The sequence below is a fragment of the Tardiphaga sp. vice304 genome (assembly GCF_007018905.1).
In the GTDB taxonomy this organism is placed as follows: Bacteria; Pseudomonadota; Alphaproteobacteria; order Rhizobiales; family Xanthobacteraceae; genus Tardiphaga.
This window is the reverse complement of sequence record NZ_CP041402.1, coordinates 338,394-352,716: the sequence shown is the minus strand read 5'-3', so window position 1 is coordinate 352,716 and position 14,323 is coordinate 338,394. Positions and strand designations below refer to the sequence as shown.

Below are 14,323 nucleotides of genomic sequence, written 5' to 3'. Positions count from 1 at the left end.
CATGCTGCGTCTCATCTCGTTTCTCGTATTGATCGCGCTGGCCGGCGCCGGTGCCGCCTGGGTGGCCGAACAGAGCGGCGACGTCGTGCTGTCGTGGGGCCACTGGCGCGCCGTGACCTCGCTGCCGGTGTTCGCGCTGGCCGTTGGCCTCGTCATCGTCGCCGCATTGCTGGCCTGGTCGCTGCTGCGCGGCATGTGGCGGATGCCGGCGCGGTTGCGCCGCAATCGCCGCGACAAGCGCCAAGCGCGGGGCCGCCAGGCCATCACAAGGGGCCTGCTGGCGATCGGCCATGGCGACGGTGCTGCGGCCCGCAAACATGCCGACGCGGCGGCGCGCCTCGTCGCCAACGATCCGCTGGCGCTGCTGCTGCAGGCGCAGTCGGCGCAGCTCGAGGGTGACCACCATGGCGCCAACCGTGCGTTCCGGACGATGGCCGAGCGCGAGGATACTCGCCTGCTTGGCCTGCGCGGCCTGTTCATCGAGGCGCAGCGCAGCGACGATCCGCATGCCGCGGTGGCGATCGCCGAGGAGGCCTTGAAGCTGGCGCCGGGCTCGACCTGGGCCTCGCAGGCGCTGCTCGGCTTCCGCTGTTCGCAGGGCGACTGGAACGGCGCGCTGGCGATCCTCGACAACAACCTGTCCTCCGGACTGATCGACCGCGCCGCGTTCCGTCGCCAGCGCGGCGTGCTGCTGACCGCGCGGGCGCAGGAGCTGGAAACCGTCGACCGCGACCTCGCCCGCGAGAGCATCAGTGAGGCCGTCAAGCTGGCGCCGACCCTGGTGCCGGCCGCGGTACTGGCCGCCCGGTTTCAGAGCGAGGCGCAGCAGATCCGCCGCGCCCTCAAGATCCTCGAGGCTGCCTGGATCGCGCAGCCGCATCCGGATCTCGCGGACGCCTATGCCCATGCCAAGCCGGGCGATGCCGCCCGCCAGCGGCTGGCGCGGATCGAGACACTGGCGGCCAAGGCCCCCGGCCATGTCGAAAGCGCGCTGGCGCTTGCGCGCGCCGCGATCGACGCCGCCGAATTCGGCCGAGCGCGCGAGACGCTGGCGCCGTTCACGCAGGACCCGACGCAGCGCGTCGCGATCCTGATGGCCGAAATCGAGCGCACCGAAAACGGCGACAGCGGCCGGTCCCGCGCCTGGACGATCCGCGCGGTGCGCGCCCGGCACGATCCGGTGTGGACCGCGGATGGCTATGTCTCGGACATCTGGCGTCCGGTGTCGCCGCTGACCGGCCGAATCGATGCCTTCCAGTGGCAGACGCCGCTGGCGGCGCTGCCGTCGGACCGGATGTCGACCATCGAAGCGGATATCTTGCGCGAAACCGTGCTGGCGCCGCCGCCGCGCGCGGTGCCGCCCCCCGCTGCCGCTACCGCCACCGAGGCTGACGGGCCCGAACAGGCGTCGTCGGAGGCCCCGAAAGCTGCTGTGGCAACCGAGTTGCCCTCCCCGCAGACCCGTCCCGCGACCGAAACGGCGCCGGAGCCCAGGCAGGAGCTAAAGCGGGAGCCCAAAATCGAGATTCAGCCGGAACCGGAACTGGCGGAAGCGGATCCGGAACCTGCGGTCGAGCCCGCCCCGCCCGCTCCGCCGCCCGCGGCCCCGCCGCTATTTTTTCGTCCCCGTCCCGACGCCGCCGGCAAGCCGCCGGGCGCCACCATGCCGCCCGCCGCCATGCCGCCGATCCGTCCGCCAATCCCTGCGGTGATCCCGATCGTGCGCGCGCCCGATGATCCCGGGGTGGACGAGGAAAATCCGCGCGACGAATTCGCCGAACTCAACGCCGGCCAGCAGGCCGGCGGCTGGCGCGGCTTTATTGGCCGCATCGGCGGCTGAGCCGTCCGATCACGACACGGGATCGGACGCTTTTGCGCGCCGATCGGCGCGCCGCTTCTTGCAAAGCGCCGCCCCGAACGATATCAGATGCGGCAGCGTTTCCGGCCTACAGGCCGAATCGCCGCTTGGTTCGCCGCAATAGCTCAGTTGGTAGAGCACGTCATTCGTAATGACGGGGTCACAGGTTCGAGTCCTGTTTGCGGCACCATTTTGCCATCCAAATCAGGCCGATATAGTCCAAAATCTACTGTAAATCAGTAGGTTACGTGATATTTGTGTCCAGCGCCGTCCAAGGCGGTGCGTTGGTATCTGAAGATTTTTGTTGGTGTATCTGTTGGTAACGATCCGATGCAGCGGGGGATGTACCAACATGGCACTGACCGATCGTGAAATCCGAAAAATTGAACCGGGTACTACACGGGCAAAGTTGTCGGACGGCGCCGGATTGCAGCTCTGGGTAATGCCGGACGGTGCGATGGCGGCTCGCCTACCGTTACAACGGCAAGCAGAAGACCCTCGCCATCGGCGTATACCCGACGACCAGCCTTCGAGAGGCGCGCGACGCGCGCGATGACGCCAGACGCCTGCTTGGCTCGGGACAAGACCCCTCGCTGGTCCGAAAGCTGGCCAGGGCCGCAAAAGCGACGGCGTCGGCCAATACCTTCAACTCGCTGGCCGACGAACTCCTCGAAAAGAAGCGCGCGGAAGGAAAGGCGGAGCGCACCTTCGACAAGGTTGAATGGCTCCTGAACCTTGCTCGCCCTGATCTTGGGGAGCGCCCTATTGCGGAGATCGTCGCCCCTGAAGTGCTACGGGTCCTGAAAACGGTAGAGGCTCGGGGTCGACTCGAAACCGCCAAACGGCTGCGGGCAACCATCGGGCAGGTCTTTCGCTTTGCCGTCGCGACCGGGCGAGGAGATACGGACCCGACGGCCTCCCTTCGGGGAGCTATCGCGTCGCCAGTAGTCCAGCACCGTGCGGCCATCATCGAACCCAAAGCCTTCGGTGGCTTGCTCAGGGCCATTGCTATCTACGAGGGGTCGCCAGAAACGAAGGCCGCTCTAGAACTGTCGGCCCTGACTTTTGCACGTCCCGGTGAGGTCCGTGCAGCGGAATGGAGCGAAATCGATCTCGATGGCGCAACCTGGTCCATCCCGGCCGCAAAAATGAAGATGCGACGGCCGCATCGCATTCCGCTGGCACCCCCGAGCAGTTACCTTGCTGCGTGAGCTTCACGGCATCACCGGGAATGGACGCTTCGTTTTCCCGTCCAATCGCTCGCGCGAGCATTGTATGAGCGAAAACACCATCAATGCCGCCTTGCGCAGACTCGGCTTCACAAATGCGGCTTGTGGAACGCAGACGCCATCGAGCGTCAGCTGGCTCACGTCGATAACGATAGTGTGCGGCGCGCTTATGCTCGCGCCGACTATTGGGATGAACGGGTCCGCATCATGGACTGGTGGGCAGAAAGATGCAGGGAGATGGAGGCGGGCGGCACGATCGTCCCCCTGCGGGCAATCTGAGAAATCGTCGGCTCAGGGCGTTAGCCTACAAATTTGGAGTAGCGCTGGGATGTCCGCTTTCGTGCGAATAGCGGACTCAAGTCTGACATCGCGCAACGTCCGTTATGTGCCAAATCCAGAAATCCGCTGCATCTTGGTATAAGGTTCGTCGGTATTCTTTGCAGTAATCTATCTGGTTGAGAAGGTCCTTTGGCGAATATGGCAGACTGGCTCACGCGAACTATTCGGGTTGCTGGGGTCGAACGCGCGTTCCGGGCTAAACAAGTTCTGTTTCGCACGGGTCAACGAACTGCAGGCTTCTATGAGGTGATCACCGGGAATGTTTGTCTCGTGCGTGTGGATCGCGCGGGGCGCGAGGCTGTGCTGCAGATCGCTGCTGCTGGCGAGACACTCGGTGAGGCCTCGCTGTTCGCGTCGGCGTATCACTGTGATGGGATTGCGACGACCGATGCCGTCGTTCGCTTGTATCCCAAGACAATCGTGCTCGCCGAATTCGAGCGCGATCCAAAAGCCGCACAAGCTTTTATGGCGATGCTGGCACACCAAGTAATGAACCTACGCACGCGCGTTGAACAGCGCAATATTAACTCCGCCCACGATCGTGTTCGGCACTATTTGGCCCTCAATACTGGCACCGATGGACGTACTATTAGGGTGACCGGCACACTCAAGGACCTGGCCACTGAACTCGGCCTTACACATGAAACGCTCTATCGAACGCTCGCGGACCTGGCGGCCGCCGGAGAGATCGAAAGATCCAAAGGAAAGATCAAGCTGATGTGACCGCCAGCATGACCGTCGTATGATCAAGGTCATATGCAATTCCAACGCAAATGGCGTATTCGAGCAACTAGGGCAAGCTTTTAGTATGAGGTCGACGATGTCATCTTGGTTATCTAAGGCCGGCTTAGTCGGCATTGCGATCGTTGCCGCGACCGCTTATGCGGCAGCGCAAATGCCTAACCATGCCCGTATGCATGAGCAGATGAATTCGGGTAGTCCCGATCAGCATCAACAGATGATGCAGCAGGGTGGCCCCACGATGCATGGCATGCAAGGCGGGATGGGTCAGCATGGTATGATGGGAACCAAATCGGCCGGTCAGCCAACACTTCCTGGCCAAGAGGCATTCGGCACGATCCAACAAGTCGTGCGCATCCTGGATGAGGATCCAGCGACCGACTGGTCGAAAGTTAACATCTCAGCGTTGCGCGAGCACCTCATCGATATGGATGAGGTCACGATGCGCGCCACGGCTGTGGATCATGCCCTCGACAACGGAATTGAAATCGCCGTGACCGGAGAGGGCCGCACCATTGACGCTATCAAGCGAATGGTCCCCGCGCATGTGCACGAACTTAGTCAGCTAGGCTGGAATGCAAAAACAGAAAACATACCCAATGGGGTGAAGCTCACCGTTATCAGCCAAGATGCCAAGCAGGTCACGAAGCTCAAGGCACTTGGCTTCATGGGCATCATGGTGCAGGGATCGCATCATCAGTTGCACCACCTGATGATGGCGAAGAACGAGTTCGTCCACTAACCGAAGCGCCTCCCGCTACGGCTTAACGCTGGCGACATCGACCGCCGGCGTGTCTGGGCGATGTTACGTGATCTCTCAACTGGCATAAGCGCATGCCGGCCCAATGCTGAATTTGGGCACGACGTCCGTTAGGGGTCAAACTCGGAAGTCGGCGACCGGAACCGTGAGGTCTGCTACACCCCCAACACCGGACATCGTCATGCCTTTGCCCGGTTAGGAGCAGTCAGCCGTCCTGGCGCTGGCCAGGAAGGTTTCCAGCGCGCTGATGTCGAGCCCGGCGAGCCGCGTCATGGGCTAGACTGCACCACGGTTGGCAACAGTTGGTATATTTGTTGGTGCGGTCGCGGATTATAGAATTAAAAATCCATGATTCCATCATGTTAGTAATAGAATGTGATGCCTGTTTGCCTATTCGCCCTGCCGGGTTTCCGTCAGGCGGGGCTGACGTCCACCGGCCATTCCGAACGAACATTTTCATCGCTCTCCGCTGCGAGATGCTGCTGCGCGAGCGCGCCAAACGCCTCCGGCGCCATCAATTGCGACAGCGCCCACACCGCCGCGCCGCGCACGGTGGGGCTCTCATCGCCGAGCAGTCGCTTCGCATCATCCATCAAAGCGACATCGCCCGAATTGCCGATCGCGATCAGCACATTTCGGATGAAGCGGTCGCGCCCGATTCGCTTCACCGGCGACTTGGTGAACAGCGCGCGAAACTGCGCGTCGTCCAGCTTCGACAACGCATGCAGCGATGGCGCACGGAGTTCGTCGCGCGCGGCGAGTTTGATCTCGCGGCCTTGTTGCGCAAACTTGTTCCACGGGCACGCGGCGAGGCAATCGTCGCAGCCATAGATGCGATTGCCCATCGGCTGGCGGAATTCGCGCGGGATCGGTCCTTTGTGCTCGATGGTGAGATAGGAGATGCAGCGCCGCGCGTCTAACTGGTACGGCGCGGGAAACGCCGCCGTAGGACAAGCGTCGAGGCAGGCGCGGCACGAGCCGCAGTGATCGACCACTGCGTCGTCGCGCGGCAGCTCCAGCGTGGTGAAGATCGCGCCGAGGAACAGCCAGGAGCCGAATTCGCGCGAGACGAGATTGGTGTGCTTGCCCTGCCAGCCAAGCCCGCCGGCCTGTGCCAGCGGCTTCTCCATCACCGCTGCGGTATCGACGAATACTTTGACGTCGCCGCCGGCCTGGCCGATCAGCCAGCCGGCCAAGAGCTTCAGCCGCTTCTTGATGATTTCGTGATAGTCGTCACCCTGCGCGTAGACCGAGATCGCAGCCTTCGATCGCTGCGCCAGAATTGCCAGCGGGTTTTCGTCGGGTCCGTAATTGACGCCGAACATGATGACCGAGCGCACATCCGCCCACATCACCTTGGGATCGGCGCGGCGGCCGGGATTGTCGGCTAGCCATGCCATCTGGCCATGCGCGCCGGCGGCGAGAAACGCCTCGAGCCTTTCGCGCACGCCGGCGATCGCATCGGGATCGGCGATGCCGATCGAGTCGAAGCCGAGTGACAGGGCTTCGCGGGTGAGGGCGTCTCGCAGGTCGGGCGTCATGGCGCGCGCGTCGCCGCAGGCGCAATTATATCGCTGCCGAACGCCAAGCCCATCCGCTTGTCGTCCCCGCGAAAGCGGGGACCCATAACCTCCGGGATCGTCGTGACGCAGGGTCGCTGCCACAGCGTCATCCATGCACGCCAGCGTGTATGGGTCCCCGCTTTCGCGGGGACGACGGGCTGAGAGTTAGGAGATCGACGGCGCGAACAACCTGGCAATGCGTCGAGCGGAATCAGAAATCCAGATCCACATAGGTCCGCGACGCCGGCACGCCGGCCAGCCACTCGCTGAGCAGCGGACGGAACGACGGGCGGGATTTCACCCGCGCGTACCAGGCCTTTGCGGCGTCGTCCTCGCTCCATGGCACATCGCCCAGATAGTCGATCGCCGACAGATGCGCCGCTGCGACCAGATCCGCATAGCTCAACCGGTCGCCGGCGAGAAAATTGCGCGTCCGCGCCAGCCAGCCAATATAGGCCAGATGATAGCGCACATTGGCGGTGGCTGCGCGAATCACATCCATCGACGGCGCGCCGCCGCCGAGTTCCTCGGGCATGAAGCGCTTGTAGATGCGTTCGTTGACCAGCGGGCCGGAGGCCTCCTCGAAGAATTTTTCGTTGAACCAGGCCATCAGCCGGCGCACCTCGATGCGCTCCTCCATCGCCACCGGCAGCAGCCGGCGATCGGCCATCGCAGGCCCATGGGTCTCGTCGAGATATTCGGCGATGATGCCGGCGTTCGGAATCGGCGGAAAGCCGTCGGTCAGCAGGACCGGCGGGGTTCCAGCCGGATTGAGCGCCAGAAACGCCTCGCGCCGGTCCCAGGCGCGTTCTTCCACCAGCTTCACGTCAAGGCCGTACTCGCCGAGGACAAGGCGGATGAAGCGCGACTGCGGACAGAACGAGTGGTGGTAAAGGGTGTACATGAGGGCCTTGATAGTTATGCGGTCGTTAACAAAACGTCTCGTTTTGAGCAATGCATGGCAGCCCGCCGGCGCGCGCCAACCTAGCGAAGCGCGCTAGCGAGGCAACCCGCGATGGCCGGCTTTTTGCGATTGCGGCGGTGCGGGATATAGGCGAGAAGAACCCGGCTTTTTGAGGCCGGGGACCAGCAGAACGGACCAACAGCATGATGTCTGATGCGATCAGGGCGGTGATTCTCGGCATTGTCGAGGGTGTCACCGAGTTCCTTCCGGTGTCTTCCACCGGCCATCTGCTGCTGGCCGAGCGGTTCTTCGATCTCGGCGAGGACAGTTTCTGGAAGAGTTTCGCCGTGCTGATCCAGCTCGGTGCGATCCTGGCCATTCTGGCGCTGTATTTCGGCAAGTTGTGGCATATCGCGCAGGGCCTGTTCCGCGGCAATATGGAGGCCCGCCGCTTCGTGATCGGCGTGCTGGTGGCGTTTCTGCCGGCCGCCATCATCGGCGCTTTGATGGGCGGCTACATCAAGAGCTATCTGTTCAATCCGTGGGTGGTGTGTTTCTCGCTGATCGTCGGCGGCGCGATCCTGCTGTGGATCGACCAGCTCGATCTTGCGCCGGTCCACGACGACGCCACCACCTTTCCGCTGCCGATGTATCTGAAGATCGGCTTTGCGCAGTGCGTCGCGATGATCCCCGGCGTGTCGCGCTCCGGCGCCACCATCGTCGGCGCGATGCTGCTCGGCGCCGAGAAGCGCGCGGCGGCGGAGTTCTCGTTTTTCCTGGCGATCCCGACCATGGCCGGCGCCTTCGTCTATGATCTCTACAAGAGCCGCGGCGATCTCTCGATGGATCACGGCGTCATCATCGCGATCGGCTTCGTGGTGTCGTTCGTCACCGCGATCATCGTGGTGAAGAGCTTCCTCGGCTACGTCACCCGCCACGGCTTCACGCTGTTCGCCTGGTGGCGCGTCATCGTCGGCACGCTCGGCCTGATCGCGCTGGCGCTGGGGTATTGATCCCGCCACAAACTCCGTGTCGTCCCCCGCGAAAGCGGGGACCCATAACCACGGTAGCGAAAGAATAGACTCGGACGTCAGCCGCAGCGTTTAACCAGCACGACAGCGTATATGGGTCCCCGCGTTCGCGGGGACGACATTCGGAGAGGCCGGTGTTAATTCGTGCCGTTATGGGCGAACTGGCCGGTCGCGCGGTAGCGCCACAGATATTGCGGGGCGATCGCTTCCAGCGAATCGGGCGTGATGCCCAAGCCTTCCAGCGTCAGCCCGGCCGCTTTGGCGGCTTCCGACACCACATTGTCCGACCGTAGCATAGTGACCTGGTCCGGCGTCAGCTTCAGCGCGCCCGGCGCGAATTGCAGCGCCATCGCCTGCAGCTTGGCAAGGCCGAACGGCACCGGCACGAGCACGCGCTTGCGCTCGATGGTCGCCAGAATTATCTCGATGATCTGCCGCATCGTCAGCACTTCCGGCCCGCCGAGCTCATAGGTGGCGCCGGCCTGCGCCTTGCCGTCGACGGCATCTGCCACCGCGGTGGCGACATCGCCGACATAGACCGGCTGCATCCGGGTATCGGCGCCGAACACCGGCACGATTGGCATCATCCGGGCAAGGCCGGCGAATCGGTTGGTGAACTGGTCCTCGGGGCCGAACACGACCGACGGGCGCAAAATCACGGCCGAGGGCACCGCGGCCAGCACGGCCGCTTCGCCCTTAGCCTTGGCGCGGGCATAGCCGGCCTCGGAATCGGCGTCGGCGCCGATCGCCGAGACATGCACCATGCGCGCGCCGATCTCGGCGGCGGCCTGGGCGATCGCTTCGGCGCCCTTGGCCTGCACGGCATCGAAGGTCTGCTTGCCGCCCTCGGTAAGCACGCCGACCAGGTTGACGACGACCGAGGCGTCGCGCATCGCGGCCTTGATCGAGGCCGGAAAGCGCAGATTGGCCTGCACGGCGTGGATCTGGCCGACCCGGCCGATCGGCTGCAGGTGGCCGGCCATCTCCGGCCGGCGTACCGCGACCCGGATCCGGTAATCGCGCTTCACCAGCGCGCGCACGACGTGGCGGCCGAGGAAGCCGGAGCCGCCGAAAACCGTAACGAGGGTGTCGATGGGCGCTGCCATGATCGTATCCTTAATCCGTTTTCAACAACCGAATCGCCGCCCGGAAGGCGGCCGAAACCCGGCGCCAGCAGGCTGTTTCGCGATACGCCAACCCCGCCTGCCTGTACAGCGGATTTGCCGCCCGACAAGCGATTTGACAAGCGCGTTCAGGGTCCCTACTAACCGGCTCCATGCTCTCGGGCATGCCCAGGTGGCGGAATTGGTAGACGCGCTGGCTTCAGGTGCCAGTAGCTTAACGGCTGTGAAGGTTCGAGTCCTTTCCTGGGCACCATCCCCCTTTTAAACCATTGGTTTGAAAGAGATTTAGCAAGATCAGAGGCTTAGCACTACCCGCCTGGTACAAAAGGCTGGTACAATGCCCCTTGCAATGTCACGTCCCTGGAAGCATCCCAACAGCGGTTTCTATTGGCTCCGGAAAGGTGTTCCGGAAGACCTGCGTGCGCTCGTTGGCAAGCGCGAAGAGAAACGCAGCCTGCTTACGCGAGACCCTGTTGAAGCCAAGCGACTTCACGCTGAGGCCTTGGCGGAACTGGAGGCTCGTTGGGCGAACTTGCGGGCCGGTCCCAAATCCCTGAGCGAACGTGAAGCGCACCAGATGGCAGTGGCAGTGCACGATCACTGGCTGGGCCAGTATCGCGAAAACCCCAGTAGCCAAACCACATGGGATACGGAGCTTGGTGTCCGGCTATTCCTTCCGCCGAAATCTACGTCTCCTGCACAAATCTACGACGCCAGTTTCCTCCTCCAGGTGGATAATGACGCCTCCCGAGTGGATGAAATGGAGGGGCGGTGCCTTAGGGGCGCCGACGAATGTTTGGCCTCTCAGGGGCTAAAGGTTGACGAAAATAGCCGCTGGTTACTCGCCAAAGCGATCGCAGCTGCAGTGCAGCGAGCTAGCCTGACGCTGAAACGCTTGGCCAATGGCGAGGCGATAGAGAACTCCTTCTTCTCCCCCAGCAGTGTCGCGCCCGCTAGCGCCCCGGTGTCTGAAAAGCCTGTGCCATTCCAAATCCTGATCAAGGGATGGGCGGCCGAACGTCGACCAGTCGAAAAGACGGTCTACGAGTGGACGCGGGTAATGCACCAGCTTGAGAAATTTCTCGGCCATGATGATGCGCGTCGGGTCACGGGCACCAACTTCGTCGCCTGGAAAGCGGCGATGGTTGAGGAGGGCCTCCGCCCGAAGACGATCCAGGACGCGAAGCTTGCACCGATGCGTGCCATTTTCGAATGGGGATTCAAAAATAAGCTGATCTCGGCGAATCCGGCCGAAGGTGTCTCACTCGAGGTCAAGAGCAAACAGGGTGAGAAGAAACGAAGCTTCACGGACGAAGAGGCCAAGACGATCCTTCGAGCAGCTTCGGCGAGCAAGGACCCGGTCAGGCGTTGGGTGCCGTGGATCGGTGCATATTCGGGAGCGCGCGTCTCCGAGATCTGCCAATTGCGATCCGAGGACGTCCTGCAGATAGACGACATCTGGTGCATGAAGCTCGATCCTGAGGCGGGCTCACTGAAGACGAGTGGCTCGGAGCGCATCATTCCTGTGCACCCGGCTTTGATTGAGGCCGGCTTCGTGAAGTTTGCAAGTCGGGCCAAGTCCGGGCCGCTTTTTGCCGAGCTGGCGCCGGACAAGTTTGGAAAGCGCGGAGGCAACGGCACGAAAATAATTGGCCGTTTCGTTCGCCAGCTAGGACTGCTTGATCTGCGGTTATCCCCAAGCCACTCATGGCGACACCGGATCAAGACGCTGGGCCGAAGGCATGCACTAGCGAAGGACATTCTAGATGCAATCACGGGGCATGGCAGTCGGTCGGTAGGGGACTCATATGGGGAGTTTCCGGCGGAGGCTTTGTATCGAGAGCTCTGCAAGATTCCGGCCCTAAAACTCTGAGTAATGCCGGTGCAAATCCGCGTGAGGCTCAAGTTCTCGATCATGTCGCTCTCGCAAGCCGGAAGATCGATTGACCACAATATTCAAATGTTTTCCGGTGAGGGCTCGCTGATGGTATGTTGCTAACGAGGCGACTTAGGATATGAGATTGCCGGAACCAAATTGCCTCCTGTGATTCGGCGCGTCTGCGTTGGGCAGCCCGCAGCTGAAGGGTGTTCAGTCAGACATGAAAGGCATTAATTTTGCTGATTTGTTCGCGGGTTGCGGGGGATTCTCGCTCGGGCTTTTACAGGCTGGACTGACGGGAAGTTTTGCCATCGAGCGAGACCCGATGGCATTCGAAACATTCTCAGCCAACTTGATCGAGGGCCCCTCATCGCGACACGCTTTCGAATGGCCTGAATGGCTCGAAAAAAAGGCCTGGGATATCGAGCACCTGCTGTTGCAGCACAAGGCCGATCTGATCAGCCTCATGTCAACGCCGGAGAGATTTTACAGCGGGTGGCCGGAGTAAAAGTGCAGCACGGACGCAAGCAAGAAGGCCCCCGATCGGGGGCCTTCTTGCTTTTCGCGTTTTATTCCTGAGGGGCCGCGTCCGCCGGCGGTTCTGACCGCGCTCGGCGTGACCGGCGCCTGGAGTCGGCGAGCCTAAAGCTGTCGCCGTTCATCTCGAGAATATGGACGTGATGTGTGAGGCGGTCGAGGAGCGCGCCGGTGAGCCGCTCGGAGCCGAACACGGACGTCCACTCGTCGAACGGCAGATTGCTCGTGACCAACGTGCTGCCTCGCTCGTAGCGCTGGCTGAAGACCTCGAACAGCAGCTCGGCCCCGGTCACAGAGAGTGGTACATAGCCGAGTTCGTCGATGATCAGCAGCTTGTAGCCGGCGAGCTGACGCTGAAGACGCAGTAGCCGTTTTTCGTCGCGCGCTTCGAGCAGTTCGTGGACCAGAGCCGACGCCGTGATGAAGCCAACCGATAGACCCTTCTGGCAGGCCGCCAAGCCAAGCCCGAGCGCGATGTGGCTCTTGCCTGTGCCGCTGTTGCCGACAGCAATGATGTTTTCGCGCCGCTCGACGTAGTCCGAGCGCGCCAGTTCCAGCACCAACATCTTGTTCAGCGATGGCAACGCCAGGAAGTCGAAGCTGTCGAGGCTTTTAACGGTCGGGAACCGCGCCGCCTTGATCCGGCGCTCCACCATACGTCGCTCGCGATCAATCATCTCCATCTCGGCCAGCCGCATCAGGTAACGCGGATGGTCGACGCCTTCAGCCGCACACAGCCGGGCGACCTTGTCGTACTCTCGCAGGAACGTCGGCAGCTTCAACGCCTTCAGATGGTGGGCGAGCAGGATCTGCGGCGCGTCGGTCATGTCGCCACTCCGGCCAACAGATCCATGTACGACCGCGCCGATGTTGTCGCGACCGTCGCTTTGGGCAGATACGGATAGATCGTCATGTCGAGGCGTGGCGGACGCCGCTCGATACGGCACAGCACCAGATGCTTCACGGCATCGAAGCCGACCGCACCGCGCGCGATTGCGTCGCGCACAGCGGCGGCCACGTCGTCGACCTTGAACACCTCGATCAGCCGCAGCACCTGCACAAACTCGCGCTTGCCGGACCTGCCCATACGGGCCTCAAGCAGGCGCCGCAGCGTCGCGAACTCCTCGGGCAACTTCCAATCGGCGAGCGGGGCTGCCTGGTCGAGCGCATTGGTTTTCTGCTCGATGAGCGCCAGGTAGTGCAGCGGATTGAACACGAAGTCCTCGCGCGCGTAGGAGCGGGGATGGCGCGCAATCACCTCGGCTCCGCAGGCGATGATGACCTCGTGCACGTAGCCACGGACCAGAACCTTCTGGTGCCCATAGGCCGTCGGCACCGAGTAGTCATTCAGCCGATAGCGCACCAGCGAGAGCGAGTTGACGCTGCCCGGCTTCTTGTCGCAAGCGTCGTAGGGCGCCGGCAGCGGCTTCTGGAACGCGGCGAGATCGTGCTGCAGCCGCTCGCCGATCGTGCCGTCATGGCCGCGCAGCCGGTCCGCAAGGCGCTTCCGGCACCCCTCCAGAAGATGCCCGTTCAAGGCCTCGAAGTCAGCGAACACGGGGATCGGCACCAGGAAGTTCCGCCGCGCATACCCCACAAGCCCCTCGACCTTGCCCTTGTCGTTACCCTTGCCAGGGCGGCCAAACCGATCCGTGAACAGGTAATGCGATTGCAGCTCGCTGAACACGCGCGTGCGCTGACGCTTGCCATCGCCGAGAATGCGGGCAACCGCGATCCTGGTGTTGTCATACAGGATCGACTGCGGCACGCCGTCGAAGAACGCGAATGCTCGCACGTGCCCGTCGCAGAACGCTTCCGTCGTCTCCGCCGGATAGCCCACCACGAAGATCGCGTCGGAGTGCGGCAAGTCCATCGCGAAGAAGTGGATCTTGCACTCGACGCCGCCGATGATGCCGATCGCTTCGCCGAAGTCGGCCTGGGCATGCCCCGGCGGATGCGCAAGCGGCACGAACATTTCCTGCGTCCGCTGGCGCCAGCCGGCAACGTAGTCCTTCACGATCGTGATTTTGCCCGTAAATCCGTGCTCGTCGCAGAGCCGCTCGAAAATCCGCTTGGACGTATGCCGCTGCTTCTTCGGCCGGTCCTTGTCGGTCGCCAAAATCGCATCAATAATACCGCTGAACTCGTCGAGCTTCGGCCGCAACGGTGGCTTCCTGCGCACGTATCCGGGCGGCACCGAGAACTTCAGCATCTTCGAGACCGTCCTGGCGTTGATGCCGAACCGGTCTGCCGCAGCGCGCTCGCTGATCCCCTCGATCAGAACGGCGTGCCGGACCCGCGCGTAAAGCTCCACTGTCTTCATCCCCCGCCCCCTGCCGTTCCAGACAAAGGACTCTAA

The 14,323-nt window shown here is 62.6% G+C and carries 12 protein-coding genes and 2 tRNA genes; 9 read left to right on the top strand and 5 right to left on the bottom strand.

Annotated elements, in window-relative coordinates; translation table 11 throughout:
- The first annotated feature begins 1 nt into the window (after position 1).
- The 5 genes from FNL56_RS01585 (at position 2) to FNL56_RS01565 (ending at position 4,909) form a co-directional block, all read left to right on the top strand.
- Positions 2-1,840, top strand: a complete 1,839-nt coding sequence (locus FNL56_RS01585; protein ID WP_143571275.1) for a heme biosynthesis HemY N-terminal domain-containing protein — start codon at positions 2-4, stop codon at positions 1,838-1,840.
- A 132-nt stretch (positions 1,841-1,972) separates the two neighbouring features.
- Positions 1,973-2,048: transfer RNA gene (locus FNL56_RS01580), tRNA-Thr, on the top strand.
- A 262-nt stretch (positions 2,049-2,310) separates the two neighbouring features.
- The gene (locus tag FNL56_RS01575) at positions 2,311-3,069 is read left to right on the top strand and encodes a tyrosine-type recombinase/integrase (protein ID WP_368039327.1); all 759 of its coding nucleotides are present in this window, start codon (positions 2,311-2,313) and stop codon (positions 3,067-3,069) included.
- Positions 3,070-3,564: 495 nt separating this feature from the next.
- Positions 3,565-4,149 carry a Crp/Fnr family transcriptional regulator gene (locus tag FNL56_RS01570; RefSeq protein WP_143571274.1) on the top strand — a complete coding sequence of 195 codons (585 nt, stop codon included), beginning with the start codon at positions 3,565-3,567 and terminating at the stop codon, positions 4,147-4,149.
- A gap of 19 nt (positions 4,150-4,168) precedes the next feature.
- Positions 4,169-4,909: a hypothetical protein gene (locus FNL56_RS01565; RefSeq protein ID WP_143577417.1), complete on the top strand. Its 741-nt coding sequence runs from the start codon at positions 4,169-4,171 to the stop codon at positions 4,907-4,909.
- Between the two features lie 431 nt (positions 4,910-5,340).
- Here FNL56_RS01565 and queG read toward each other — a convergent pair whose 3' ends face one another.
- Both queG and FNL56_RS01555 read right to left on the bottom strand, forming a co-directional pair.
- Positions 5,341-6,468 (bottom strand): tRNA epoxyqueuosine(34) reductase QueG, encoded by a 1,128-nt coding sequence (gene queG, locus FNL56_RS01560; protein WP_143571272.1) that lies wholly within the window; start codon positions 6,466-6,468, stop codon positions 5,341-5,343.
- Positions 6,469-6,700: 232 nt separating this feature from the next.
- Positions 6,701-7,393 carry a glutathione S-transferase family protein gene (locus tag FNL56_RS01555; protein WP_143581732.1) on the bottom strand — a complete coding sequence of 231 codons (693 nt, stop codon included), beginning with the start codon at positions 7,391-7,393 and terminating at the stop codon, positions 6,701-6,703.
- Between the two features lie 203 nt (positions 7,394-7,596).
- Here FNL56_RS01555 and FNL56_RS01550 point away from each other — a divergent pair, with 203 nt between their 5' ends.
- Positions 7,597-8,406 (top strand): undecaprenyl-diphosphate phosphatase, encoded by an 810-nt coding sequence (locus FNL56_RS01550; protein WP_168202833.1) that lies wholly within the window; start codon positions 7,597-7,599, stop codon positions 8,404-8,406.
- 155 nt (positions 8,407-8,561) lie between these two features.
- Here the strand turns inward: FNL56_RS01550 and FNL56_RS01545 are convergent, their stop codons facing one another.
- A complete protein-coding gene (locus FNL56_RS01545) occupies positions 8,562-9,530 on the bottom strand; it encodes a complex I NDUFA9 subunit family protein (protein ID WP_143571270.1) in 969 nt (322 codons plus the stop codon).
- Positions 9,531-9,714: 184 nt separating this feature from the next.
- Here FNL56_RS01545 and FNL56_RS01540 point away from each other — a divergent pair.
- The 3 genes from FNL56_RS01540 to FNL56_RS01530 all read left to right on the top strand — a co-directional run bounded on the left by FNL56_RS01540 (position 9,715) and on the right by FNL56_RS01530 (position 11,935).
- Positions 9,715-9,801, top strand: a tRNA-Leu gene (locus FNL56_RS01540).
- Positions 9,802-9,885: 84 nt separating this feature from the next.
- The gene (locus tag FNL56_RS01535) at positions 9,886-11,421 is read left to right on the top strand and encodes a site-specific integrase (RefSeq protein WP_143577415.1); all 1,536 of its coding nucleotides are present in this window, start codon (positions 9,886-9,888) and stop codon (positions 11,419-11,421) included.
- A gap of 226 nt (positions 11,422-11,647) precedes the next feature.
- Positions 11,648-11,935, top strand: coding sequence for a DNA cytosine methyltransferase (locus FNL56_RS01530; RefSeq protein WP_143577414.1), 288 nt, complete (start codon positions 11,648-11,650; stop codon positions 11,933-11,935).
- Between the two features lie 61 nt (positions 11,936-11,996).
- Here FNL56_RS01530 and istB read toward each other — a convergent pair whose 3' ends face one another.
- Positions 11,997-12,791: an IS21-like element helper ATPase IstB gene (gene istB / locus FNL56_RS01525; protein WP_143581731.1), complete on the bottom strand. Its 795-nt coding sequence runs from the start codon at positions 12,789-12,791 to the stop codon at positions 11,997-11,999.
- On the bottom strand, positions 12,788-14,287 hold the full coding sequence (gene istA / locus FNL56_RS01520; protein WP_143579282.1) for an IS21 family transposase: 1,500 nt from the start codon (positions 14,285-14,287) through the stop codon (positions 12,788-12,790). The genes istB and istA overlap by 4 nt, the downstream gene beginning before the upstream one ends.
- Positions 14,288-14,323: the final 36 nt, after the last annotated feature.

Coding starts and splice junctions, on each gene's coding strand:
- FNL56_RS01585 (WP_143571275.1), top strand. CDS start 2: ATGCTGCGTCTCATCTCGTTTCTCGTATTGATCGCGCTGGCCGGCGCC.
- FNL56_RS01570 (WP_143571274.1), top strand. CDS start 3,565: ATGGCAGACTGGCTCACGCGAACTATTCGGGTTGCTGGGGTCGAACGC.
- FNL56_RS01565 (WP_143577417.1), top strand. CDS start 4,169: ATGATCAAGGTCATATGCAATTCCAACGCAAATGGCGTATTCGAGCAA.
- queG (WP_143571272.1), bottom strand. CDS start 6,468: ATGACGCCCGACCTGCGAGACGCCCTCACCCGCGAAGCCCTGTCACTC.
- FNL56_RS01555 (WP_143581732.1), bottom strand. CDS start 7,393: ATGTACACCCTTTACCACCACTCGTTCTGTCCGCAGTCGCGCTTCATC.
- FNL56_RS01550 (WP_168202833.1), top strand. CDS start 7,597: ATGATGTCTGATGCGATCAGGGCGGTGATTCTCGGCATTGTCGAGGGT.
- FNL56_RS01545 (WP_143571270.1), bottom strand. CDS start 9,530: ATGGCAGCGCCCATCGACACCCTCGTTACGGTTTTCGGCGGCTCCGGC.
- FNL56_RS01535 (WP_143577415.1), top strand. CDS start 9,886: ATGCCCCTTGCAATGTCACGTCCCTGGAAGCATCCCAACAGCGGTTTC.
- FNL56_RS01530 (WP_143577414.1), top strand. CDS start 11,648: ATGAAAGGCATTAATTTTGCTGATTTGTTCGCGGGTTGCGGGGGATTC.
- istB (WP_143581731.1), bottom strand. CDS start 12,791: ATGACCGACGCGCCGCAGATCCTGCTCGCCCACCATCTGAAGGCGTTG.
- istA (WP_143579282.1), bottom strand. CDS start 14,287: ATGAAGACAGTGGAGCTTTACGCGCGGGTCCGGCACGCCGTTCTGATC.